Here is a 24,864-nt window from a genome sequence, read left to right on the forward strand (position 1 = left end):
GGGCTTCAGGCCCGCGTCTGGCCTTGCAGATAGCGCTCGCGCATCGGCTTGAGCAGCAGGATCGCCAGCAGCGCGGCACAGACGTCGAGCGTGATGGCGGTGCCGAACACCGGCAGCCAGCTGCCGGTGGACTGGTGCATCAGCGCGGCCAGCGGGCCGCCGAACACCGCGCCCACGCCCTGGGCGATGTAGAGCCAGCCGTAGTTCGCCGTGGCGTGGCGGGCGCCGAAGGTGTCGGTCAGCGTGGAGGGGAACAGCGAGAAGATCTCGCCCCAGCCGAAGAACACCACGCCCGACAGCAGCACGAACAGCGCTGGGTGATCCCTGTTGGCCAGCCACAGGGCCATGGCCGCGGCCTCCAGCGTGAAGGCAATGAACATCGTCTTCTCGCGGCCGATGCGGTCCGACACCCAGCCGAAGAACGGGCGGGTCAGGCCGTTGGTGAGACGGTCGATGGTGAGGGCCAGCGGCAGCGCGGTGAAGCCGAACACCATCATGTCGGCCACGCCGAAGTCGCGGGCGAAGCTGGCCATCTGCGAGGTAACCATCAGGCCCGAGGTGGCCATCATCGCCATCATCAGGAACATCAGCCAGAAGATCGGCTGACGCAGCATCTGCGAGGAGTTCAGGTCGCGCACCGTCTCGGCACCGGCCTCGCCGCTGGCGCTCGCATAGTCGATGGCCGGCTCGCGCAGGCCCTGGGCCACGATCCAGCCGATCACGGCAAAGGCCACGCCGTACTGCCACAAGGTGGTCTCCAGCCCGCGGGTGCTCAGCGAGCCTGCGATCGGGAAGGTGGTGAGGATGGCGCCCATGCCGTAGCCGGCCGCCACCACGCCGGCGGCAAAGCCGCGTTGGCGGGGGAACCAGCGCACCATCAGCCCCACGACGCCGACATAGACGATGCCGGTGCCCAGGCCCGCGAACAGGCCATAGGTGAGGTAGAGCATGGCCACGCTGTTGGCCTGCGAGGCCAGCACCCAGCTCAGGCCCGTCAGCACGATGCCGAAGCCGATCAGCCGGCGCGGCCCGAAGCGCTCGGCCAGCTTGCCTTGGAAGGGTGAGAACAGGGTCTGCAGCACGATGACGATGGAGAAGGTCACCTGCAGAACCGCCAGCGAGGCGCCCAGCTTGGCGCCGAAGGGCTTGGTGAACAGCGTCCACACGTACTGCGGGCTGGAGATCACCATCATGCAGCCCAGGCCCAGCAGCAGCTGCACCCAGCGGTTGGCGAAGACCGAGACGGGTGAGGCGGGGATGGCCCCGGCACTTTGGATGCTCATCGGAGATTCCTTTTGACGGACAGGAGACGGCATGCGGGCATGCGGCAGCCGTTCCCGGGCTGTCCAGACCCCGGGAACGTCGTGAAAAAGGGAGGGGCGGTGCGGCGGGAGGGCTACCAGCCCGCGACGATGCCGTCGCTGCGCAGGTCGAAGCCGCCTTCGAGCAGGCCGTCCGGGTGCCGGACGATGGCGCCAGCGTGGCCCATCGTCTCGTCAAAGGCACCCAGCACATCCACCTCATGGCCCCAGTCGCGCAGGGTCTGCACGGTGGCCTCCGGGAAGCGGCTTTCCAGCTTCAGGCTGTCGCTGCTCTGGCCCCATGTGCGGCCCAGCAACCAGCGCGGCGCAGCGATGGCGTCCTGCGGGTTCAGGCCCAGGCGGGCGATGCGGCTGAACACGGCCGCCTGCGACTGCGGCTGGCCGTCGCCCCCCATGTTCCCGTAGACCAGCGTGCGGCCGTCGTCGAAACGGGCCAGGCCCGGGATCAGCGTGTGATAGGGCTTGCGGCCCGGCATCAGCGGGTTGCGTGCCTCGGGCGAGAGCGAGAAGCTGCAGCCCCGGTTCTGCCAGCAGATGCCCGAGCTTTCCAGCACCAGCCCGCTGCCGAACTCGTGGTAGACGCTCTGGATGAAGCTCACCGCCAGCCCCTGGCCGTCCACCGCCCCCATCCAGACGGTGTCGCCCGGCCCACGGCCACGCCCCCAGGGCGCGGCTTGGCCGGGCAGGATCTTCGCGGCCATCGCATCCAGACGCGCCGGCTGCAGGTAGTCGGCGGGATCCTCCGTCATGTAGGCCGGGTCGGTGATCACGCGGTCGCGGATGCGGAAGGCTTGCTTGGTGGCCTCCACGCAGGCATGCACGAAGGCCGGGCTCTCGGACGTCATGCCCGGCTGCCACAGGCGCTCCAACTGGCCCAGGATCAGCAGCGCCACCAGGCCCTGGGTCGGCGGCGGCATGTTGAACAAGGTCCAGTCGGCCTGCCGCAGCGACAGCGGCGTCTTGCGCTGGGCTTGGTGGGCCTGCAGGTCGGCCAGCGTCACCGGGCTGTCCTGCGCCGCCAGGTCCTTGGCCAGGCTGCGGGCCAGGTCGCCACGGTAGAAGTCGTCCAGCCCCGCGCGCACCAGCTGCTCCAGTGTCTGCGCCAGACGCGGCAGGCGCAGGCGCTCACCCGTGCGCATGGCGCCGGCTTGCTGGAAGCTCTGCGCGTAACCCGACACCGGCAGCAGGTCCCCGGCCAGCTTGTCCATCGCGGCCACCTGGCTCTCGGTGATCGGGAAGCCGTCGCGGGCATAGCCGATGGCATCGGCCAACAGACGCGACAGCGGCAGGCGCGCGCCCAGGCTCTGTGCCAATTCCAGCGCCGCGGCCCAGCCCGAGACCGTGCCCGCCACGGTGCAGGCCGCCCGCCCACCCCGGAACGGGATGCTCGACAGACCGGCGGCCCGGTAGGCGGCCATGCTGGCCCCCGCCCCGGCGGCGCCGCAGGCGTCAATGGCGATGGGGGCCTGGCCCGGCTGGGCCACCAGCCAGAAGCCATCGCCCCCGATGCTGTTCATGTGGGGATAGACCACTGCGATGGTGGCGGCCATCGCCACCATCGCCTCGATGGCATTGCCGCCGTCCCGCAGGACCGCCTGCCCCGACTGGGCGGCCAGCGCGTGCGGTGCGGTCACCATGCCATGTGTGCCGCGAATGGGTTGCAAATGCATGGAAAAGACTCCTTGGCCGAGGTTGACCAATTTATGCATACATAATTTCGACCGACCGATGTAAGCAGCATCTGTGCCATACCTTGGCGCGGCATGACACGGGGTAAACCCTCTCGGCGCAGGGACCGGAGCGTGACGGAAAAGAACCCGGTGTACCCCGGGGAAAACGGCCGCCGGCGAGGCGGCACGGCCAGACGCGGTCAGCTGCGGTCCGACGCGGTGCGGACGAAGCGTTTGCGCCGCGCCGGAGCCCCAATCAGGGGCGAATGCACCACATTGGCCCGCGCCTGTTCCAGGCGCTCGATGGTGATCTGCTGCACCGAGGCATGCCCACTGCGGATGTGGTTGCGCAAGGCCGCCTCGGCGGCGGCTTCGTCATGGGCCTCAATCGCGTGCAGGATGGCCAGGTGCTCATGGCGGGTGCCGGGGGTGCAATTGCCATAGGCGAAATCCAGCCGCCGCATGATGCGGATGCGGTCCGTCACCTGCGCCAGAACGCGGTCGATCTCCGGGTTGCCCGCCCCCGCCACCAGCGTGGCATGGAAGGCTTCGTCCAGGGTCGCCGCTTCCAGCGGATCCTCGGCCAGGGCGGCCGCCGGGCGGCTCCACTGGGCCCGCAGCGCCCGCACCTCGAGCGGCAGCTCGGGCAGCGCGCACAGCTTGCGCACCGCCTGCAGCTCCAGCAGTTCGCGCAGCTCGTACAAGGCATCGAAGCGCGCGAAGTTCAGCGGCTCGACCTCCCACCCATTGCGGAAATAGCCGCGCACCAGCCCCTCGGCCTCCAAGCGGGCCAGGGCTTCATGCACCGGTGTGCGCGACACCTGCAGCCGCTCGGCGATGTCGTTCTCGGCGAAGCGGTCGCCGGGCAGCAGCCGGAAATCGAAGATGTCCTGCCGGATCAGGCGGTACACCGTGTCGGAATGGCGGACGCGATCGTTCACGGGCGATGGGGTGGCGATACGGGTGGGGGGAATGAATGACCATTATCTGGCTTCACCAGCCCTGCCGCTGCGCAAAGCCTGCGCCAGCACCGGCTGCAGCGCGCGCAGCACCTGCTCGGGCGGCAAGGGATGGGCCACCAGCTCACCCAAGGCCCCCACCACGCAGGCCCGGACCACCCAGCCTGCCGCGCGGGCGGACTGCCGGGGCCAGACACCGGGCTGCCATGTGGCATCGCCCCGCAGGGCGACCAGGATGCAGCGCTGCAGCCGCAGCCGTGCCTGGTGCAGGCGCTGCCGCACTTCCGGCACCTCCGGATTGCGCACCAGCAGATGACACAGGCGCCGGCTGGCCGGCTCGGTCACCGTCTCCGCCACGGCCTGCGCCAACACCCCGGCCGGGTCGGTGCGCAGCGCCGCCACGGCCACGCGCTCCAGCGGCATGCGGTGTCTCTGCAGCACCGCCTGCAGCAGCTCGGACTTGCCGGCAAAGTGCCAGTAAAGCGCCCCCCGGGTGAGGCCGGCCTGGGCCACGATGGCCTCGAGGGTGGCCGGGGCGATCCCGTCGCGGCAGAAGACCGCCTCGGCCGCGGCCAGCAGCCGCGAGCGCGTCTGCGCCGCGTGCTGGTTCTTGCGCCCCGGCCCGGCCACGCCCACCACGCTCGGCCTCTTCAGGGGCGGGCGGCCCCGCCGCCGGTCAGCCCCGGCGTGGCCGCGGCCACCGTCTGATCGGTCCAGCCGCCGCCCAGCACCTTGTAGAGCGTCACCAGGTTGCTCGCCCGGGTCAGCTCGACGCTGATCAGGCCCTGCTGCGCCGCGTACAGCGTGCGTTGCGCATCCAGCAGTGTCAGGTAGCTGTCCACCCCGTGCTGGAAGCGGGCCTGCGACAGGTTCAGGCTCTGCTGCGAGGCGTCGACCAGCCGCGCCTGGGCGCCGCGCCGGTCGTTGATCGTCGAACGCACGGCCAGTGCGTCGGCCACCTCCCGAAAGGCCGACTGGATGGACTTCTCGTACTGGGCCACCGTGATGTCCCGCTCGGCCCGGGCGCTGTCCAAGGTCGCCTGGTTGCTGCCGGCGTCGAACAGCGGCAGCGTGATCTGCGGCGCGAACGACCAGACCCCATGCCCGCTCTTGAAGAGCTCGCTCAACTGGCTGCTGCTGTAGCCGGCCGAGGCCGTCAGGCTGATGCGCGGGAAGAAGGCCGCCCGGGCCGCACCGATGCTGGCGTTGGCCGCCCGCAGCGCATGCTCAGCCGACCGGATGTCCGGGCGGCGGGTCAGCAAGTCCGAGGGCAGGCCCACCGGCAGCTCGTCCCGCGCACCGAACACCTGCGCCAGCACCTCGGTCGAGGGCGGCGGCAACAGCTCGGCCGGCACATCGGTGCCCACCACCAGCGCCAGCGCATTGCGGGCCTGGGCCACCTGGGCGGTGTAGGCGGCCACATCGACCCGGGCCGATTCCAGGCTGGTCTGCATCTGCCGCAGGGTCAGCTCGGAAGCCGAGCCCAGCGCATGGCTGCGCTGGGTCAGCTCGTAGCTGGTCTGGCGGGTGGCCAGCGTCTGCTCGGCCAGCCTCAACAGGGCAGCATCGGCCGCCAGGCTCAGGTAGTTGCTGGCCACCTCGGCCACCAGGCTGATGCGGGTCGTCTGGGCCGCCTCGGCCGTGCCGAGGTAGGCCTGCAGCGCCTGCTCGTTGAGACTGCGCACCCGGCCGAACAGGTCCAGCTCGTAGGCGGCAAAGCCGATCCCGGCACTGTAGGCGTGCGTGACCTCGACCTGACCGGTGCCGCTCTGATCCTTGGCGAGCCGGTTGCCGCTGCCATCCGCCGTGGCGTTCACGGCAGGGAACAACTCGGCGCGTTGGATGCGGTAGGTGGCGCGCGACTTCTCGATGTTGAGCAAGGCCACGCGCAGATCGCGGTTGTGGTCCAGTGCCATCGCGATCAGCTTGCGCAGCCGCGCGTCGGCAAAGAAGTCCTGCCAGCCCAAGTCGGCGGTGGCCACACCGCTGGCCGCCGTCGGCGCGGCCAGCGGGTAGTCCTGCGCCACGGGCGAGGCCGGACGTTCGTAGGCAGGCATCAGCGTGCAGCCGGTCAGCAGGGCCAGCGCGGACGCCGCCAGAGAGAAGGTTCCTCGTGTCATCTCAATGCACCTCCGCGGTGGTGGAACGGGAGACCGCGGCAGGCGGCTCGCCCGCCGGTGTCCGGTTGAAGAGCCGCATCACCACCACGAAAAACAGCGGCACGAAGAAGATGGCCAGGAAGGTGCCCGTCAGCATGCCGCCGATCACGGCGTTGCCCAGCGCGTTCTGCGCCCCGGAACCGGCGCCGCTGTTGTGGGCCAGCGGCAGGATGCCCAGCACGAAGGCCAGCGAGGTCATCACGATCGGACGCAGCCGCAGACGGGCCGCCTCGATCGCGGCCTCCACATAGGACTTGCCCTGCGTGGTCAGCTCCTTGGCGAACTCGATGATCAGGATGGCGTTCTTGCTGGCCAGACCAACCGTGGTCAGCAGACCCACCTGGAAGTACACGTCGTTGAGCTTCCAGGTCAGCATGGCTGAGACCAGCGTGCCCAGCACGCCCAGCGGGACCACCAGCACCACCGCGAACGGAATGGACCAGCTCTCATACAGCGCCGCCAGGCACAGGAACACGATCAGGATGGAGATCGCATACAGCGCCAGGGCCTGCGAGCCGGCCTGCCGCTCCTGCAGCGACACGCCGGTCCATTCGTAGCCGATGCCCTTGGGCAGCTGGGCCACGAGCTTCTCCATCGTGTCCATCACCTCCCCGCTGGAGGCCACGCCCGGCAGCGCCATACCCAGGATCTCCACCGACGGAGAGCCGTTGTAGCGCTCCAGACGGGGCGAGCCCGTGGTCCAGTGGCCCGAGGCGAAGGTGTCGAAACGCACCATCTCGCCCGCACTGTTGCGCGCGTACCAGCGCTGCAGATCCTCCGGCACCATGCGGTAGGGCGCATCGCCCTGCAGGTAGATCTTCTTGACGCGCCCCTTGTCGATGAAGTCATCGACATAGGCGCTGCCCCAGGCGGCCGACAGCACGTTGTTGATATCCCCCAGCGAGAGGCCTTGCGCCGTGGCCTTGGACTGGTCGATCTTCACCGCGTACTGCGGGGTGTCGTCCATGCCATTCGGGCGCAGACCAACGATGCCCTTCTCCTTGGCGGCCAGGCCCAGCAGCTGGTTGCGGGCCTGCATCAGGGCCTCATGGCCCAGGTTGGCGCGGTCCTGCAGCATCAGGTCGAAGCCGGTGGCATTGCCCAGCTCGGCCACCGCCGGCGGCATGAAGGCATACACCGAGGCGTCCCGGATCAGCGTGAACGCCTTCAGGGCCTTGGCGACCACCGCATCGGCCTTGAGCTCGGGCGAGGTGCGCTCGTCCCAGGGCTTGAGCTTGACGAAGGCAATGCCCATGTTCTGGCCCCGGCCCGAGAAGCTGAAGCCGCTCACGGTCATCACCGATTCCACGGCGTCCTTCTGGTCCACCAGATAGTGGTGCTCGACCTGCTTGAGGACCTCGATGCCGCGCTCCTGCGTGGCGGTTGGCGGCAGCTGCACCAGCGTGAAGACGATGCCCTGGTCCTCATCAGGCAAAAATCCCTTGGGCAGCTTGGTGTAGGCCCCCACGACCAGCAGGGACAGCAGGCCGTAGATCAGCAGATAGCGTCGGCTGCGGCCCAGCACATGGCCGACCGCCCCCTCGTAGGCCCGGCTGCTGCGCTTGAAGGTCCGGTTGAACCAGCCGAAGAAACCGGCCGTGGCCTCCTGGTGGCCCTTTTCGACCGGCTTGAGCAGGGTCGCACACAGGGCCGGCGTCAGCACGATGGCGGTCAGCACCGACAAGGTCATCGCCGCCACAATGGTGATCGAGAACTGGCGGTAGATCACCCCGGTGGAGCCCGGGAAGAAGGCCATCGGCACGAACACCGCGGCCAGTACCAGGGCCACGCCCACCAGCGCGCCGGTGATCTGGCCCATGGACTTCTTGGTCGCCTCCTTGGGCGAGAGCCCCTCCTCGCTCATCACCCGCTCGACGTTCTCCACCACCACGATGGCGTCGTCCACCAGCAGGCCGATGGCGAGCACCATCGCGAACATGGTCAGGGTGTTGATCGTGAAGCCCGTGGCCAGCAGCACACCGAAGGTGCCCAGCAAGACCACCGGCACCGCGATCGTCGGGATCAGCGTGGCGCGGAAGTTCTGCAGGAACAGGTACATCACCAGGAACACCAGCACGACGGCCTCGCCCAGGGTCTTGACGACCTCTTCGACGGCGATGCGCACGAACGGCGTGGTGTCGTAGGGCGTGACCACCTGCATGCCCTGCGGGAAGTAGGGCGACAATTCATCGAGCCGGGCCTGCACGGCCTTGATCGTGTCCAGCGCATTGGCCCCGGTGGCCAGCTTGATGGCCAGACCGGCGGAGGGCTGTCCATTGAAGCGGCCGACGACGGCGTAGTTCTCGCCGCCCAGTTCCACCCGCGCCACGTCCGACAGGAACACGCGCGAGCCATCGGCCTGCGTGCGCAGCAGGATGGCCTTGAACTGGTCCACCGTCTGCAGCCGCGTCTGGGCCGTGATGGTGGCGTTGAGTTGCTGCCCCTTGACGGAAGGAGCACCGCCGAACTCGCCGGCCGAGACCTGCGCGTTCTGTGCCTGGATGGCCGCCGAGACATCGGCCGGCGTCAGCTTGTACTGGTTGAGCTTGCTCGGGTCCAGCCAGATGCGCATCGCGTACTGGGCCCCGAAGAGCTGCGTCTCACCGACCCCTGGCACACGGCTCATCGGGTCCTGGATGTAGGCCGCCACATAGTCGCTCAGGTCGGAGGCCGACATCTTGCCGTCCTTCGAGATGAAGGCCAGCACCGCCAGGAAGTTGGTCGAGGACTTGGTGACCTTGACCCCCTGCGCCTGAACGGCCGATGGCAGCAGAGGCGTGGCCAAGGCCAGCTTGTTCTGCACCTGCACCTGGGCGGTGTCCGGGTTGGTGCCGTTCTCGAAGGTCAGCGTGATCTGCACGTTGCCGGTCGAGTCGCTGGTGGAGGCCATGTACAGCAGGTGGTCCAGGCCCTGCATCTTCTGCTCGATGACCTGGGTGACGGTATCCTCCAGCGTCTTGGCAGAGGCGCCGGGATAGGTGGCCGTGATGGCCACCGCGGGTGGCGCGATGCTCGGATACTGCGCCACCGGCAAGGCGTGGATGGCCATCGCGCCGGCCAGCATCGTGACGATGGCCAGCACCCAGGCGAAGATGGGCCGGTCAATGAAAAAACGAGCCATGGTGTGTGTTTCTCCCGGGCCGGGTCAGTGTTCAGCCGGGGCCGAGGGTGCGGCCTTCGGCGGCGTGGGTCCGGCGGAGGCCGGCAGGACCTCCACGGTCTGGCCCGGGCGCACCTTCTGCAGGCCATCGATCACCAGCCGGTCCCCGGCCTTGAGGCCCGCACTGACCAGCCACTGGTCACCCATCGTCTGGCCGGTCTGCAGGACGCGCAGCTCGATCTTGTTGTCGGCCGTCACCACATAGGCGGTGGGCTGGCCCTTGTTGTCGCGCACGATGGCGCGCTGGGGCACCGCGATGGCGTCCTCGGCCACGGCCTGCTGGATGACCGCCCGCACATACATGCCGGGCAGCAGCTCGCCCTTGGGGTTGGGAAACTCGGCTCGCAGCGTGACGGCCCCGGTGCCCTCGTCCACCGACACCTCCGAGAATCTCAGCGTGCCGGTCTGGGCATAGCGACTGCCATCCTCCAGCAGCAGCTCAACCTTGGCGCCATTGGCCCCGGCCTGCTTGAGCTGACCGGCCTCCAGCGCCCGCTTGAGCTGCAGCAGTGCCGCGCTGGATTGGGTCACATCGACATAGATCGGATCGAGCTGCTGCACCGTGGCCAGGGCCGTGGCCTGGTTGGCCGTCACCAGCGCCCCCGGGCTGACCGTGGAGCGCCCCACCCGGCCCGCGATGGGCGCGGTGACACGGGTGTAGTCCAGACTGATCTTGGCCGTGGTGAGCGCTGCTCTGGCGCTGTTCACATCGGCCTGGGCCTGCCGACGTGCGGCAAAGGCGTCGTCCGCATCCTGCTGACTGACCGCCTTGATCTTCACCAGCTCCTGGTAGCGGCCGGCCTTGAGCTGCGCCGTGGCCAGCGTGGCCTCGCTGCGCTCCAGCGCCGCCTGGGCCGACGCGACCGCGGCCTGGTAGGTGGCGGGGTCGATCTGGTAGAGCACCTCGCCTGCCTTCACCAGGCTGCCCTCGGTGAAGCTGCGGCGCTGAACGATGCCCGTCACCTGCGGCCGGACCTCCGACACCATCTTGGCCGCCGTGCGCCCCGGCAGCTCGCGCGTGATGGGCAAGGCCCTGGCCTGCACCGTCACCACCCCCACCTGCGGCACGGCCAGGCTGGGCGGCGGCCCACCCGCCGGCGGTTTGCCGCAGGCCGCCAGCAGCACCGCGGCGCTGGCCATGGCCAGCAAGCTCTTGGGAAGGGGGAGATGGGTCATGGTGGGGTCTCTTTCAGCCATGGGCAAACCTAAACTGTACAGTTCGGTATTGTATTGATGGCCGGCTTAACCTCAAGCCATTCAGGGGGCTTTCTGGGGCTCACCCACCCCACGGGGGCAGCGGCCCCGTGCACAATCACACGGCCCACCACCCCGCCTGACGGTTTCCACCCGGGGCAGACCCCACAGCAACAGATGCGCACCAAGAGTGAAGAACGCCGGCAGCACATCCTGGCCATCGCCGCCGAGGTGTTCCGGGAAGTCGGTTTCGAGAAGGCCTCCATGGCCGAGATCGCCTCACGCGTGGGCGGCTCCAAGGCCACCCTCTACAACTACTTCCCCTCCAAGGACGAGCTGTTTGTCGCCGTGATGGAGCACGCGGCCGAACGGCTGATCGGCTCCGTGTTCGAGCGGCTCCAACGGCCCGGCCCCGTGCAGCAGGTGTTGCTGGAAACCGGTGTGGACTACCTGTTGGGCCTGCTCTCGCCGGAGATGGTGGCCATCCAACGCATGGCGACGCACGAGGGCGATCGCAGCGAGGTGGGCCGCCTGGTGTATGAAAAGGGCATCTCGCGGGGCTGGTCCCAGATGCGCGACTACCTCGCCGCGGCCTTCCAGGCCGCTGGGCAGCCGAAGACAGATGCCGGCGTGGCCGCCTGGCACTTCAAGGCTCTGATGGAAGCGGAACTGCGGGAGCCCCGCATGCTGGGCGTCTACCGCACGGCCCCGTCACGGGCCCAGGCCACCAAGGCGGTGCAGCGGGCCTTGACGGTCTGGCTGCGGGGCTACGGGTTGGCCGCCGACTGAGGCCCACCGCGCGGGCCCTCAGTCGGCCTCAGCGATAGACCAGCACCGGCACGCGGCAGTGCGTCAGCACCTTGCGGGTCTCACTGCCCAGCAGCCAGGCATCCAGACCATGGCGCCCGTGGGACGCCATGAACACCAAATCGCATCCTAGGGACTCGGCGGCTTCGACGATCAGTTGCCAGGGCTGCTCGCCCTGCGCCATCTGCCAGGTGGCCTGCACGCCGGCGGCCTCCAGCACACGCTGGGCGGCATCCAGCGGCGGCTCGGGCAGCACCTCCGGCGCCGGGTCACGGGCCCAGACGGGCGTGGGGCGCACGCCACGGTAGAACGGCAGCGCAGCCGACGCGACGTGGAACACCGTCACCCGCGCGCCGGTGGCACGGGCCCACTCGGCTGCAGCCGCCACAGCGCGCAGAGACAAGTCCGAGCCATCGGTCGGCACCAGGATGTGCTGAAACACGCTCACGTCGTCTTCCTTTCCCCACAGCGACTTCCCCGGGGCCCTTCGCTCCCGGCCGAATCAGACTGCCACTATAAATGAACTGTACCGTTCAGTATTGTTTTTGGCACAAAAAAGCCGCTGGAATGCCAGCGGCTTCGGTGGTCAGCGACCGGCTTACTTGGCGCCCGGCACCTTGCCTTCCACGCCCTTGACGTAGTACTTCACGCCGCCCAGGAAGGCGTCGTCAGCGACCTTGTCCTTCTCCAGCACCACCTTGCCGGTGTTGTCGGAGATCGGGCCCTTCCAGATCACGAAGCTGCCGTCCTTCAAGCCTTCCTTGATCTTGGCGACCTTGTCCTTGACCTCGGCCGGCACGTCGTCGGCGATGGAGACCAGGTCCACCATGCCTTCCTTGACGCCCCACCAGGTCTGCTCGGTCTTCCAGGTGCCGGCCAGCATGTCCTTGGCGGCCTTCACGTAGTACGGTGTCCAGTTGATGATGGACGAAGCCAGGTGGGCCTTCGGACCGTAGGACTTCATGTCGCTGTCCCAGCCGAAGGCGCGCTTGCCCTTCTCTTCCGCGGTCTTCAACACGGCGGGCGAGTCGGTGTTCTGCATCAGGATGTCGGCGCCGCCGTTGATCAAGGCGGTGGCGGCTTCGGTTTCCTTGGGCGGATCGAACCACTGGTTGACCCAGACCACCTTGGTCTTGACCTTCGGGTTCACGCTCTGGGCGCCCAGGGTGAAGCTGTCGATGTTGCGGATCACCTCGGGGATGGGCACCGAACCGACCACGCCCAGCACGTTGGACTTGGTCATCGAGCCGGCGATCACGCCCGCCAGGTAGGCACCTTCGTAGGTGCGGGCGTCGTAAGTGCGCAGGTTGTCAGCGGTCTTGTAGCCGGTGGCGTGCTCGAACTTGACGTCCTTGTGGTCGGCCGCGACCTTCAGCATCGGCTCCATGTAGCCGAAGGAGGTGCCGAAGATGATCTTGTTGCCCTGGGCGGCCAGGTCGTTGAAGACGCGCTCGGCGTCCGCGCCTTCGGGCACGTTCTCAACAAAGGTCGTCTGGACCTTGTCGCCCAATTCCGCCTCCAGCGCCTTGCGGGCGCTGTCGTGGGCGAAGGTCCAACCCCCGTCGCCGACCGGGCCGATGTAGGTGAAGGCGATCTTCAACGGCTCGGCCTTGGCTTCGGCCGAAGCGGCAGCGGAAGCAGGCTCGGCAGCCGCCGGTGCCGCTTCTTCCTTCTTGCCACATCCCACGAGGGCAGCGGTGGCCGCCAGCGTGGTCCAGCCGGCCAGCTTGAGCAGGCGGCGCTTCGAGGTCACGTTGTGATTCATGAATTCTCCATGGAGGAACTGCGAAGGAAACGAGGCGTCACTGCCCCGGTGAGAAAGGTTTGCCCAGCGAGGCCGGCATGTTGACCCGGATCCAGGTTGGGTTGCGCGAGATCAGCACCAGCACCAAGATGGTGGCCAGGTAGGGCAGCATGGTCAGCCACTGGCTGGGCAGTTGCACGCCCTCGCCCTGCAGGTAGAACTGCAGCATGGTGACCCCGCCGAACAGGTAGGCGCCCACCAGCACGCGGGCCGGCCGCCAGGTGGCGAAGGTGGTCAGGGCCAGCGCAATCCAGCCGCGGCCGGAGACCATGCCCTCCACCCACAGCGGGGTGTAGATCACGGACAGATAGGCTCCCGCCACGCCGCACAGCGCGCCGCCCACCACCACCGCCAGCAGACGGATGCGGCGCACCGGATAACCCAGCGCATGGGCCGACTCGGGCGACTCGCCCACCGCCCGCAGGATCAGGCCGGCGCGCGAACGGTAGAGGAACCAGGCCAGAAAGATCGCCAGCGCGATGGTCAGGTAGACCAGCGGGTGGTGGCGGAACAGGGCCGGGCCGACGAAGGGCAGGTCGCTCAGGCCCGGGATGTGCAGCTTGAAGCGCTCGCTCAGCCGGGCCTGGGTGAAGCCGGTGCCGACGAAGGCCGAGAAGCCAGTACCGAACATGCTCAACGCCAGGCCGGTGGCGTACTGGTTGGTGTTCAGCCAGATCACCAGCACGCCGAAGATGGCGGCCAGCAGCGCCCCGGCGCCCGCACCGGCGGCGAAGGCCGCCACATCCGAGCCGGTGTGCACCGCGGTGGCGAAGCCGGCGATCGCGGCCACCAGCATCAGGCCCTCGGCGCCGAGGTTGATGATGCCCGAGCGTTCGTTGATCAACAGGCCCAGGCCGGCCAGGGCCAGGGCGGTACCCGCGTTCAGCGTGGCCGCCAGCAGCAATGCGAATTCGTTCATGCCCGCTCCCCCGTGACACGCCGGATGCGGTAGTTGATGAGGGTGTCACAGGCCAGCAGCGCGAACAGCAGCAGGCCCTGGAACACGCCGGTCAGCGCCTTGGGCATGCCCAGCCGGCTCTGCGCCAGCTCGCCGCCGATGTAGAACATGCTCATCAGGATCGAAGAAAACACGATGCCCACCGGGTGCAGACGCCCCACGTAGGCCACGATGATGGCCGCAAAGCCATAGCCCACCGGCACATACGGTGTGAGCTGCCCCAGCGGACCGGCAGCTTCCATCGCCCCGGCCAGGCCGGCCATGCCGCCGGAGATCAGCAGCGCCGACCACAGCGCGGCGCTGGAGGAGAAACCGGCATAGCGCGCGGCTGCCGGCGCCAGCCCGCCCACCTGCAGCGCAAAGCCGCGGCGGGTGCGGAACAGAAACACCCAGGCCCCTGCCACCGCCACCAGGGCGATCAGCACCCCGATGTTGGCCCGCAGGCCGTCGATCAGGCGGGGCATCTTGGTGGACGCGGCGAACACCACCGTCTGCGGGAAGTTGTAGCCGTCCGGGTCCTTCCAGGGCCCGTAGACCAACCAGTTGAGCACCTGCACCGCGACGTACACCAGCATCAGCGTGACCAGGATCTCACTGGCATTGAACTTGTCGCGCAACCAGGCGGCGATCGCGGCCCAGGCCATGCCGCCCAGCACGCCGGCCAGCAGGATGGGCACGATGATCCAGCGCGAAGTGTCGGGCCCGGCCTGCATGGCCACCCAGCCGCCGGCCAGCGCACCCAGCACGTACTGGCCTTCGGCGCCGATGTTCCAGACATTGGAGCGGAAGCACACCGCCAACCCCAGGCCGATCAACACCAGCGGCACCGCCTTCACGCTCAGCTCGGAGAGCGCATAGGCGCTCTTGAGCGGCTCGACGAAGAAGGCCTGCAGGCCCTTGGCCGGATCCTTGCCCAAGGCCCAGAACAGGAACACCCCGATCACCACCGTGATGGCCAGCGCCAGCAGCGGCGAGGCCAGGGACATCCATTTCGACGGCTGCGGCCGCGCTTCAAGCTTCAGCATGGGTGCCTTCCCACAGTCCCGACATCCATTCGCCGATCATTTCCCGTGTCGCGTCCGCCGTGGGCACCGACGGGGAGAGCTTCCCCTGCGCGATGACCACCAGCCGGTCGCTGATTTCAAACAATTCGTCGAGTTCCTCGCTGACCACCAGCAAGGCACAGCCGGCATCGCGCAGCGCCAGCAACTCGCCGCGGATCTGTGCCGCGGCGCCCACATCCACGCCCCAGGTCGGCTGCGAGACGATCAACAGCCGGGGCTGGGCGTCGATCTCGCGCCCGACGATGAACTTCTGCAGGTTGCCGCCCGACAGCGAACGCGCCGGGGCATCTGGGCCGCCGGCCTTCACATGGAAGCGCGCGATCAGGTCGGCGGCCATCTTGCGGGTGGCGGCCAGGTCGAGCCAGCCGCCCGGCCCCACCGCCTCCTTGCGGGTGAGCAAGGTGTTCTGGGCCAGCGACAGGGTGGGCACGGCGCCTCGCCCCAAGCGCTCCTCGGGCACGAAGTGCAGGCCCTGGGAGCGTCGCGTGGCGGGCGAGGCCGCCGCGATGTCCTGTCCGAACAGCGCGACCGAGCCGGCCGGCGCACGCCGATCTTCGCCGGACAAGGCCGCCATCAATTCCTGTTGGCCGTTGCCGGACACCCCGGCCACGCCCACGATCTCGCCCGCCCGCACGGTCAGGCCAATGTCTTTCAGGGTCACACCGAAGGGATCGAGCTGTGGCAGCGACAGCCCTTGCACCGACAGCGCCACGGCTCCGGCCTTGGACGGTCGGTGGGTCAGCGCCGGTGGTTCCGCGCCGATCATCAGCCGGGACAGGCTGGCATTGGTTTCCTGGCTGGGGTCCACCTCGCCGGTCACCTTGCCACCGCGCAACACGGTGCAGTGGTGGCACAGCGCACGGATCTCGTCGAGCTTGTGGCTGATGTAGAGGATGGAGCAGCCCTCGTCGCTGAGCTTGCGCAGCGTGACGAACAGCTTCTCGACCGCCTGCGGCGTCAGCACCGAGGTCGGTTCATCCAGAATCAACAATTGCGGGTTGGTCAGCAGCGCCCGCACGATTTCGACCCGCTGACGCTCGCCCACGCTCAGCGTGTGCACCGGTCGCAGCGGGTCCACTTCCAGCCCATAGCCGGCCGCCACCTCGCGGATGCGTTCGACCACCTCGGCCAGCGGCTGGCTCTTGTCCAGGCCCAGCCAGACGTTCTCGGCCGCGGTCAGCGTGTCGAACAGCGAGAAGTGCTGGTAGACCATGCTGATGCCCAGCGCACGCGCCTGGGCCGGGCTGGCGACCTCAACCTGCCGGCCGTTCCAGACCATCTCGCCCTCGTCCGGCTGGACCGCGCCATAGATGATCTTCATCAGCGTGGACTTTCCCGCGCCGTTCTCGCCCAGCACCGCGTGGATCTGGCCGGGCGCCACCTTCAGATGGATGTCGTCATTGGCCCGCACCGCAGGGTACTGCTTGCTGATGCCGGAGAGTTCGAGTCGGAGCATGGCTGGAAGAGGTCGGGTGGCGAGCATTTTGCCCTCCAGGCCTGCCCCTGTGTCAGGCCCCCCGTGGAGGGGGAAGGGCCGATGCGGACGCCCGCACCGGCCATGCAGCCGGGCGGATGCCCGGCTTCAGCGCGATCAGAAGTGGTATTCCGCGCGGATCATCGGGGTCTTGGCGAAGGCGCCATCCCCCGCAGCACCCTTGTACGAGTTGCCGAACTTGTTCTTCCAGTACTGGTACTCGATGCCGAGCTTGAACTTCTTGGGCGTGTTCCACAGCGTGCCCACGTCGTACATCAGCTGCATGTCGATGTTGGTTTCGGGCGCGGTCTGCACACCGAACTCGTTCTTGCCCTTGGCCACGATGAAGTTGGCGAAGCCTTCGAAGGAGATCGGCAGGCCCACCGGCACCGGGATCGACCAGGCCGCCGTCAGCATCGGGTGCGCGTCATAGCTGTAGCGCGGCGTGCTGGTGCTGCTGAATTCATTGGTCGGCGCATTGCTTTCCCACAGTTGCAGCAGGCTGACATTCAGGAAGCCCGGCACGTCGAACATGAAGGTGGGGCCGGCCACCAGCATGCGCTTCTTCGAGTTGTAGCCGGCGTCGTCCTTGGTGTTCCAGTCAAAGCCGGCGGTGAAGCCAACGTTCTTCACGACGCTGAAGCTCAGGTCCTTGCCGGTGACCTTGGCCAGGTCCAGCGTGTGGCGGTAGACCACATAGGCTTCCTGCGCGCCGTTGTGCGAGCCGGGCGACGCGGGATCGTCCTTGTTCGACATCAGCAGGTCGACGTTGAAGAAGTTGGTGCCGTAGCTGTAGCCGCTGACGTGGTTCAGGTTGAAGATGTTCTTGTGGATGTCGTTCGGATTCAGCGTGTTGAACGGCTCGGCGAACTTGCTGCCGTAGCGGTAGCCAATCGAGGTATCGCTCCAGTCGGCGGCTTGCGAAGCCATCGAGACGACCGCCAGCGAGGCGGCCAGGGCGATGCGGGAAAGTGACTGCATGGAGTGTGTCCTATCGTCGTTGTGAATGAAGAGAGAAGGGAAGGAAGGGAAGCAGATGTTGAAATTCAACAGAAGAAACAGCGCGCAAATTTCGTACCAAGTTCAGACTGGCTCACCGAGCGATCCAGGGCGGCGGTGACGCAGCTGGCCCGCCACATAGCTGGCCACCAGATTGCGGTCATCACCCTGGGTCATCCAGGCAAACGCACGGGCATGCAGGCTTTGCGCCGGCAGTGGCGAGACCGCCCCCCGCGCCACCGCATCCCGGTGTCGGGCCACCGGACCGACCGCCCAGTCCCACACCGCCAGGTCGGCCATGCAGCCCGCCTCCAGGCGGCCCAGCTCATGGTCCAGATGCAGCGCCTGCGCTGCGCCCAGCGTGGCGGCATGCAGGGCCGACCAGGCCGTCAGGCGAGTACCCCGCAGGGCTTGCACCTTGTAGGCCTCGGCCAGCGTGCGCAGCATCGACAGGCTGGTGCCGCCGCCAACGTCCGTGGCCATCGACACGCCGTGCCCCAGGGCACGGGCCGCTTGCCAATCGAACAGACCGCTGCCCAGGAACAGGTTGCTGGTGGGACAGAAGGCAATGTGCGCCCCGGTCTCGTGCAGCAGCGCCCGGTCGGCCTCGTCCAGCCAGATGCCGTGCGCCAACACGGCACGCTCGTTCAACAGGCCATGGCGGTGGTAGACATCGAGGTAGCTGCGTGCCTCGGGGAACAGCTCGCGCACCCAGCGCACCTCGTCGGTGTTCTCGCCCACATGGGTCTGCATGTAGAGCCCCGCGTGGCGCTGCAGCAGCCGGCCCGCCATGGCCAGTTGCGCCGGCGTGCTGGTGATGGCAAAGCGCACCGTCACCGCGAAGGCATTGCGCCCCTGGCCATGCCAGCGGGCGATCTGCGCCTCGCAATCGCGCTCCGCCCCGGCCACGTCATCGCGCAGACCGGCCGGCGCGTGTCGGTCCATCAGCACCTTGCCGCTGATGAGGCGCATGCCGCGTTGCGCGGCCGCCTCGAACAAGGCGTCAGCCGACACTGCATGCACCGTCGGGAACACCACCGCTGCGGTCGTGCCCTGGGCCAGCAGGGCATCCAGGAACAGCGCTGCCCCTGCATGGGCCACGGCCGGATCGGCAAAACGCTGTTCGGCCGGGAAGGTGTAGGTGTCCAACCAGTCGAGCAGCGTGGTCCCGTAGCTCGCGATCACGTCCAGCTGCGGGCAGTGCACATGGGTGTCGATGAAGCCAGGCAGGATCAGGCGGCCGGCATGCACCTCACGCGGCCAGTCCTCGCCCGGTGCCTGGGGCTGCACCGCGACGATGCGGCCGTCTTCGATCAACAGCCAGTGGTCGGGCCGAAAGCGCACCGCCGGACTGTCCACATCGTCCAGGCCCGGCAGGCCGGTGAAATCCAGCAGGTCACCCTGCAATGCCAGCCGACTCATGCGGGGGTCACCTTTCGTGGGGCAGACTCATCGTCGCGGCTGCGTGCGGGCTGGGGTTTCTCCCCCAGTGCCCGCGCCGTGTCGCGCACCTGCTCACGCAGCCAGCGCTGAGCGGCCGAAGCGTGGGTGCGGTCATGCCAAAGCTGGTAATAGGCCATGGCCGGGAAGGCCACCGGGCAGCGCACGATGCGCACCGGGAAGCGGCCCAGCTGCCGTTCGCAGAACTGGCGCCCCGTGGTCAGCACCAGCCGCGTCTGGGCCACCATCAGGGGCGCCAGGCTGAAATGGGAGCAACGCACCGCGATGCGGCGCTCCAGCCCCTGCAGGGCCAGAAAATCGTCGATCACGCCGCGGGCGCCGGGGTGCATGGGCGTGGGCGCGATGTGGTCGCTGTCCAGGTAACGGGCCGCCGTCCACTGGCGCGGGTTCTTCACCGCCGGGTGATCCTCCCCCACCAGGCAGACCACCTCGTCGGTCATCAGGCGCCCCAGGTGCAGTTCCTCGGGCGGCTGCAGCCAGTTGCCGACCACCAGGTCCACCTCGCCGGTGGCCAGCTTGCGGCGGTAGTCCGAATCGGCCGACAGCGGGTGCAACGCCACCTTCAGGCGCGGGGCCAGGGTGTGCAGGCGCGCCACCAGGTTGGGCAGGAATTGCGGGTTCAGGTAATCGGTGGCGGCGATGTTGACCTGCCCGTCGGCCTCGGCCGGCTCGAAGTCCCGACCGACCCGCGCCGGGCCGAACAAGGTGTCCGCCTCCTTCAACAAGCGCTCTGCCGGTGCCAAAAGCCCCAAAGCGGCCTCCGTCGGCACCAAACCAGTGCCAGCACGCACCAACAGGGCGTCCCCCGTCAGCACCCGCAGCCGCTTGAGCTGGGCGCTGATCTGGGGTTGCGTGCTGCCCAGGCGCAGGGCAGCCCGCGACACGCTGCGTTCAGTGAGCACGGTGTGGAGGACCTTGACGAGATGGAGGTCGATGTTGGCAAAGGAAAGCGCCGACGTCATACGGCACGCCATATGCAACTCATGGGCCAGCCCGTATTTTGGGCGGGGCAGAACCGGAGTAACTTCCCGCCCTGCCCCATGAGGCCAGCCCGGCTGCCCTCTTGAACACGATTGCGAGACATGCCCGAACCTTCCCCGATCCGATTCCTCTTCCGCGGCCAGCCGGTCGCGGTGCCAGCCGACACCCCCACCCGCACCGTGCTGCAGTGGCTGCGCGAGGACCGCCAGGCCTGCGGCACCAAGGAAGGTTGCGCCGAGGGCGACTGCGGCGCCTGCACCGTGCTGGTGGCCGAACTGGCCGAACAGGTGCCCGATGGCACCCAGGCGGTGCTCAGCCACGGCCTGGCCGTGCGGCCGGTCAATGCCTGCATCCGCTTCCTGCCCACCTTGCATGGCAAGGCCTTGCTGACGGTGGAGGATCTCGCCGGCCCCGGGCCGACCCCGACCGCCCTGCACCCCGCCCAACAGGCCTTGGTGGATTGCCACGGGGCCCAATGCGGCTTCTGCACCCCCGGCTTCGTGATGACCCTGGCCGCGGTGCACGAAGCCCACCAGGCTCGGCAGGACCTGCACCCCGCCGCCACGCCCCCGGGGCGCGCGGCCCTGGCCGACGCCCTGTCCGGCAACCTGTGCCGCTGCACCGGCTACCGGCCCATCCTGGATGCCGCTCAGCAGATGCTGGGCCAGACCGGCCCGCGTCTGCCCTTGGCCAGCCTGCGTGATCAGCTGCTGGCCCTGCAGGCCGAACCGGCCGTCGAGATCGCCGGTCAGGTGCACCTGCCCCGCGACCTGGCCACGCTGGCCCGGCTGCGGGCCGAGCGCCCACGCGCCCGGCTGGTGGCCGGTGCCACCGATGTCGGGCTGTGGATCACCAAGCAGATGCGGGAGCTCGGTGAGCTGATCTTCCTGGGCGACGTGGCCGAACTGCGCCGCATCGAAACAGGCTCCGACGCCCTGCGCATCGGTGCGGCCGTGACGCTGGAAGACGCCTGGGCGACCCTGACCCGCCACTGGCCGTCGCTGCACGAGATGCACCGGCGCTTTGCCGGGCCACCGGTGCGTCACGCCGGCACGCTGGTGGGCAACCTCGCCAACGGCTCGCCGATCGGCGATGGCGCGCCGGTGCTGATTGCCCTGGGCGCGCGCCTGGTGCTGCGGCACGGCGAGGCCCAGCGCACACTGCCGCTGCGGGACTTCTACCTGGACTACATGAAGAACGCGCTGGAACCGGGCGAGTTCGTCGAAGCAGTGGAGGTGCCGTTCCAGACGCGCGACACGGGCTGGATCACCCAGGCCCACAAGATCTCGAAACGCTCGGACTGCGACATCTCCGCGGTCAGTGCCGGCTTCGCGCTGCGCCTGGCGGGTGACACCGTGGCGGAAGCTCGCCTGGCCTACGGCGGCCTGGCCGCCACCGTCCGCCGCGCGGCCGGTGCCGAGGCGGCCCTGGTCGGCCAGCCCTGGACCGAGGCCACGCTGCGCGCCGCCCAGACGGCCCTGGCCAGCGACTTCAACCCGCTGACCGACCTGCGCGCCAGCGCCGATTACCGCCGCCACACGGCCGCCGCCCTGCTGGAACGCCTGTGGCTGTCCACCCGGCCGGTGGACCCGGTGCCCGTTGAACAACTGCGCGTGGACCTGCGCGCCCCGGTCTGAAGGAGTGGCCATGGACCTGAAAGACCTCCCCGCCTCTGCCCCGACCGCCGGCTCCCCGGTGGTCGGCGCTTCCCTGCCCCATGAATCGGCCCGCCTGCACGTCACCGGCAAGGCCGCCTACACCGACGACCTGCCCGAGCCCGCGGGCACCCTGCACGCGGCATTGGGCCTGTCGCCGGTGGCCCACGGCCGCATCGACGGCCTGGACCTGGCCCGCCTGAAGGCCCAGCCCGGCGTGGTGGCCGTCTTCACCGCGGCCGACATCCCGGGCGAGAACAACGTCGGCCCCATCGTGCACGACGACCCCATCCTGGCCCGGGACACGGTGGCCTACCTCGGCCAGCCCGTGTTCGCCGTCGTGGCCACCCATCGGGATGCCGCCCGCCGGGCCGCTGCCCTGGCCCGTGAGGTGCTGCAGATCACCCCGCTGCCGCCGCTGCTGGACCTGCGCGCCGCCCATGCCGCCGGCCAGCATGTGGTCCCCGCCATGCACCTGACCCGCAGCAGCCACCCCGGCGGCGTGGTGGGCGCCATCGCCGCGGCGCCGCACCGGTTGCAGGGCCGTTTCAGCCTGGGTGGCCAGGAACAGTTCTACCTGGAAGGCCAGATCAGCCTGGCCACGCCGCTGGACGACGGCGGCCTGAAGGTGAACTGCAGCACCCAGCACCCCAGCGAGATGCAGGCGATGATCGCCCACGCCCTGCAGCTGGGTGCCCACCAGGTGCAGGTCGAGTGCCGGCGCATGGGCGGCGGCTTCGGCGGCAAGGAATCGCAGTCGGCGCTGTTTGCCTGCGTGGCCGCGCTGGCCGCCCAGGCCCTGGGGCGCCCCGTCAAGCTGCGGCCGGACCGCGACGACGACTTCCTGATCACCGGCCGCCGGCATGGCTTCGAGTTCGACTGGGAGGTCGGTTTCGACGACGCCGGCCGCGTGCTGGGCGTGGAGGTGACGATGCTGGGCCAGGCCGGCCACTCGGCCGACCTGTCGCCGCCGGTGCTGACCCGGGCCATCTGCCACTTCGACAACGCCTACTGGCTGCCCGACGTCGCCATCCACGGCCACCTGCCCCGCACCCACACCCAGAGCAACACGGCTTTCCGTGGCTTTGGCGGGCCGCAGGGCGCGCTGGCCATCGAGATGATCATGGACGACATCGCCCGCACGCTGGGCCGGGACCCGTTCGAGGTGCGGCGCGCCAACTGGTACGGCACGCCGGAGGACGGCCGCGGCCACCATGTCACGCCCTACCGGCAGGCGGTCGAGGACAACATCATCGACCCCTTGACGCAGACCCTGGCCCAGGACGCCCGCTACGCCGAACGCCGCAGCGCCGTGCAGGCCTTCAACGCCCAGAGCCGCTGGCTAAAGAAGGGCTTGGCCCTGACGCCGGTGAAGTTCGGCATCTCGTTCAACGTGGCCCAGTTCAACCAGGCCGGCGCGCTGGTGCATGTGTACCTGGACGGCACGGTGCTGGTGAACCACGGCGGCACCGAGATGGGCCAGGGCCTGAACACCAAGGTGGCCCAGGTGGTGGCCCATGAGCTCGGGCTACCGCTGGCGCAGGTACGGGTGACCGCCACCGACACCAGCAAGGTGGCCAACACCTCGGCCACCGCGGCCTCCACCGGCGCTGACCTGAACGGCAAGGCCGCCCAGGACGCCGCCCGCCGGGTGCGCGCCCGGCTGGCCGGCGTGTCCGCCCAGGCCTGGGGCGTGGAGCCCGAAACCGTGCGCTTCGAGGCCGGCCAGGCCTGGGGTCCGGACGGACAGCAGCTGGGCTTCACGGCCCTGGTGCAACAGGCCTACGCGGCCCGGGTGCAGCTCTGGTCGGATGGTTATTACGCCACCCCCGGCCTGCACTGGGACCGCGAGACGCTGACCGGCAAGCCCTTCTTCTACTTCGCCTACGGGGCGGCCGTGGCCGAGGTGCTGCTGGACACGCTGACCGGCGAGTGGAAGTTGCTACAGGCCGACCTGCTGCATGACGTCGGCCAGTCGCTCAACCCGGCGCTGGACATCGGCCAGGTGGAAGGCGGCTTTGTGCAGGGCATGGGCTGGCTGACCAGCGAAGAGCTGGTCTGGCACCCGCAGACTGGCAAGCTGATGACGCACGCCCCCTCCACCTACAAGATCCCGACCGCCAACGACGTGCCGGAAGCCTTCACCACCCGGCTCTACGAGAACCGCAACGTCTCCGACACCATCCACCGCAGCAAGGCGGTGGGGGAGCCGCCGCTGCTGCTGGGCTTCTCGGTCTTCCTGGCGCTGCGCGATGCGGTGGCCGCCTGCGGCGCCCCGGGCTGTCTGCCCCCGCTGCGTGCGCCCGCCACCCCGGAGGCCCTGCTGACCGCGCTGGCGGCGGTGCAGGCCACGGCCTGAGGTCGCATCGCGCGCCATGGCCCTGCACGACACCCGGGACCCCGATGCGGTCACCGCGACCGCCTGGCTGGCCCGCGGGCAGCCGGCCGTGCTGGTGGAGGTCGTCGCTGCGCGCGGCTCGGTGCCACGCGGCATGGGCACCCGCATGCTGGTGCGCGCCGGCGAGGTGCGCGGCACCATCGGCGGTGGCCATCTGGAATGGCAGGTGCTGCAGCGCGCCAAAGAGCGCCTGGACCACGGCGACACCTTGGCCCAGGACTGGCCGGTGGCGCTGGGCCCCAGCCTGGGCCAGTGCTGCGGCGGCGCCCTGACGCTGCGCTTTGCACCGCTGACGGCCGACACTGTGGCCGGCTGGACCGATCCCAGCCCCCGGCTGCGGCTGCAGCTGCATGGGGCCGGCCACATCGGCCGGGCCATCGTGCGCCTGCTGGCCGACCTGCCCTGCCAGGTGCTGTGGGTGGACGAGCGCGATAAAGAATTTCCGTCCGAACCACCACCCCCTCACATCCAGCCCTGCGTGAGCGAGGCCCCGGAAGACGAGGTGGCCCTGGCCCGGCCCGGCGACGCCTACTTGGTGCTGACCCACCGCCACGACCTGGATCTGCGCATCGTCGAGGCCATCCTGCGCCGCGGCGACTTCGGCTTCTGCGGGCTGATCGGCTCGGCCACCAAGCTCGCCCGCTTCCAGCACCGCCTGCGCGAACGCGGCATCCCGCCGGCCACCCTGGCCCGGCTCACCTGCCCCATCGGCCTGCCCGGCCTGACCGGCAAGGAACCGGCGGTGATCGCCATCTCGGTGGTCGCCCAGCTGCTGCAGCACAGCGGCCGCTGAGCGACG

At 69.0% G+C, this 24,864-nt stretch carries 19 protein-coding genes; 4 read left to right on the forward strand and 15 right to left on the reverse strand.

All coding sequences use genetic code 11. The features are described 5' to 3' along the window. Nucleotides 1–5: 5 nt before the first annotated feature. From oxlT to KGA65_RS16140, 7 genes are all read right to left on the reverse strand, one after another. A complete protein-coding gene (gene oxlT / locus KGA65_RS16110; RefSeq protein WP_225864145.1) occupies nucleotides 6–1,283 on the reverse strand; it encodes an oxalate/formate MFS antiporter in 1,278 nt (425 codons plus the stop codon). Between the two features lie 113 nt (nucleotides 1,284–1,396). Further along, nucleotides 1,397–2,992: a gamma-glutamyltransferase family protein gene (locus tag KGA65_RS16115; protein ID WP_225864146.1), complete on the reverse strand. Its 1,596-nt coding sequence runs from the start codon at nucleotides 2,990–2,992 to the stop codon at nucleotides 1,397–1,399. Nucleotides 2,993–3,192: 200 nt separating this feature from the next. Beyond that, nucleotides 3,193–3,933 (reverse strand): GntR family transcriptional regulator, encoded by a 741-nt coding sequence (locus tag KGA65_RS16120; RefSeq protein ID WP_225864147.1) that lies wholly within the window; start codon nucleotides 3,931–3,933, stop codon nucleotides 3,193–3,195. Nucleotides 3,934–3,975: 42 nt separating this feature from the next. Then, the gene (locus tag KGA65_RS21100; RefSeq protein WP_310740979.1) at nucleotides 3,976–4,590 is read right to left on the reverse strand and encodes a TetR/AcrR family transcriptional regulator; all 615 of its coding nucleotides are present in this window, start codon (nucleotides 4,588–4,590) and stop codon (nucleotides 3,976–3,978) included. 11 nt (nucleotides 4,591–4,601) lie between these two features. Further along, a complete protein-coding gene (locus tag KGA65_RS16130; RefSeq protein WP_225864148.1) occupies nucleotides 4,602–6,071 on the reverse strand; it encodes an efflux transporter outer membrane subunit in 1,470 nt (489 codons plus the stop codon). Nucleotide 6,072: 1 nt separating this feature from the next. Further along, nucleotides 6,073–9,231: an efflux RND transporter permease subunit gene (locus KGA65_RS16135; RefSeq protein ID WP_225864149.1), complete on the reverse strand. Its 3,159-nt coding sequence runs from the start codon at nucleotides 9,229–9,231 to the stop codon at nucleotides 6,073–6,075. Between the two features lie 24 nt (nucleotides 9,232–9,255). Beyond that, nucleotides 9,256–10,446 carry an efflux RND transporter periplasmic adaptor subunit gene (locus KGA65_RS16140; RefSeq protein ID WP_225864150.1) on the reverse strand — a complete coding sequence of 397 codons (1,191 nt, stop codon included), beginning with the start codon at nucleotides 10,444–10,446 and terminating at the stop codon, nucleotides 9,256–9,258. 195 nt (nucleotides 10,447–10,641) lie between these two features. Between KGA65_RS16140 and KGA65_RS16145 the strand changes: the two genes are divergently transcribed. Further along, nucleotides 10,642–11,253 carry a TetR/AcrR family transcriptional regulator gene (locus KGA65_RS16145; RefSeq protein ID WP_225864151.1) on the forward strand — a complete coding sequence of 204 codons (612 nt, stop codon included), beginning with the start codon at nucleotides 10,642–10,644 and terminating at the stop codon, nucleotides 11,251–11,253. Nucleotides 11,254–11,281: 28 nt separating this feature from the next. On the opposite strand, the gene KGA65_RS16150 is transcribed toward KGA65_RS16145, so the two are convergent. The 8 genes from KGA65_RS16150 to KGA65_RS16185 form a co-directional block, all read right to left on the reverse strand. Continuing rightward, complete coding sequence (locus KGA65_RS16150) at nucleotides 11,282–11,713, reverse strand: universal stress protein (protein WP_225864196.1); 432 nt, start codon at nucleotides 11,711–11,713, stop codon at nucleotides 11,282–11,284. Nucleotides 11,714–11,869: 156 nt separating this feature from the next. Then, nucleotides 11,870–13,036 (reverse strand): BMP family ABC transporter substrate-binding protein, encoded by a 1,167-nt coding sequence (locus KGA65_RS16155; protein WP_225864152.1) that lies wholly within the window; start codon nucleotides 13,034–13,036, stop codon nucleotides 11,870–11,872. A 37-nt stretch (nucleotides 13,037–13,073) separates the two neighbouring features. Next, nucleotides 13,074–13,994: an ABC transporter permease gene (locus KGA65_RS16160; RefSeq protein WP_225864153.1), complete on the reverse strand. Its 921-nt coding sequence runs from the start codon at nucleotides 13,992–13,994 to the stop codon at nucleotides 13,074–13,076. Further along, nucleotides 13,991–15,058, reverse strand: coding sequence for an ABC transporter permease (locus tag KGA65_RS16165; protein WP_225864154.1), 1,068 nt, complete (start codon nucleotides 15,056–15,058; stop codon nucleotides 13,991–13,993). The genes KGA65_RS16160 and KGA65_RS16165 overlap by 4 nt, the downstream gene beginning before the upstream one ends. Then, entirely contained in the window at nucleotides 15,045–16,553 is a 1,509-nt protein-coding gene (locus tag KGA65_RS16170; protein WP_225864155.1) for an ABC transporter ATP-binding protein, read from the reverse strand. Before KGA65_RS16170 ends, KGA65_RS16165 begins: the two co-directional genes overlap by 14 nt. A gap of 135 nt (nucleotides 16,554–16,688) precedes the next feature. Continuing rightward, entirely contained in the window at nucleotides 16,689–17,552 is an 864-nt protein-coding gene (locus tag KGA65_RS16175; protein WP_225864156.1) for an outer membrane protein OmpK, read from the reverse strand. 102 nt (nucleotides 17,553–17,654) lie between these two features. Further along, nucleotides 17,655–18,992: a guanine deaminase gene (guaD, locus tag KGA65_RS16180; RefSeq protein WP_225864157.1), complete on the reverse strand. Its 1,338-nt coding sequence runs from the start codon at nucleotides 18,990–18,992 to the stop codon at nucleotides 17,655–17,657. Next, a complete protein-coding gene (locus KGA65_RS16185; protein ID WP_310740980.1) occupies nucleotides 18,989–20,005 on the reverse strand; it encodes a LysR family transcriptional regulator in 1,017 nt (338 codons plus the stop codon). The genes guaD and KGA65_RS16185 overlap by 4 nt, the downstream gene beginning before the upstream one ends. Before the next feature lie 108 nt (nucleotides 20,006–20,113). Between KGA65_RS16185 and xdhA the strand changes: the two genes are divergently transcribed. Genes xdhA through xdhC form a run of 3 tightly spaced genes read left to right on the forward strand, consistent with a single transcriptional unit; the run spans nucleotide 20,114 to nucleotide 24,858 of the window. Beyond that, on the forward strand, nucleotides 20,114–21,649 hold the full coding sequence (gene xdhA / locus KGA65_RS16190; protein WP_225864159.1) for a xanthine dehydrogenase small subunit: 1,536 nt from the start codon (nucleotides 20,114–20,116) through the stop codon (nucleotides 21,647–21,649). A 10-nt stretch (nucleotides 21,650–21,659) separates the two neighbouring features. Further along, a complete protein-coding gene (xdhB, locus tag KGA65_RS16195; protein ID WP_225864160.1) occupies nucleotides 21,660–24,026 on the forward strand; it encodes a xanthine dehydrogenase molybdopterin binding subunit in 2,367 nt (788 codons plus the stop codon). A gap of 16 nt (nucleotides 24,027–24,042) precedes the next feature. After that, on the forward strand, nucleotides 24,043–24,858 hold the full coding sequence (gene xdhC / locus KGA65_RS16200) for a xanthine dehydrogenase accessory protein XdhC (RefSeq protein WP_225864161.1): 816 nt from the start codon (nucleotides 24,043–24,045) through the stop codon (nucleotides 24,856–24,858). Nucleotides 24,859–24,864: the final 6 nt, after the last annotated feature.

The sequence above is a fragment of the Ideonella benzenivorans genome, assembly GCF_020387415.1.
Lineage (GTDB): Bacteria > Pseudomonadota > Gammaproteobacteria > Burkholderiales > Burkholderiaceae_C > Ideonella > Ideonella benzenivorans.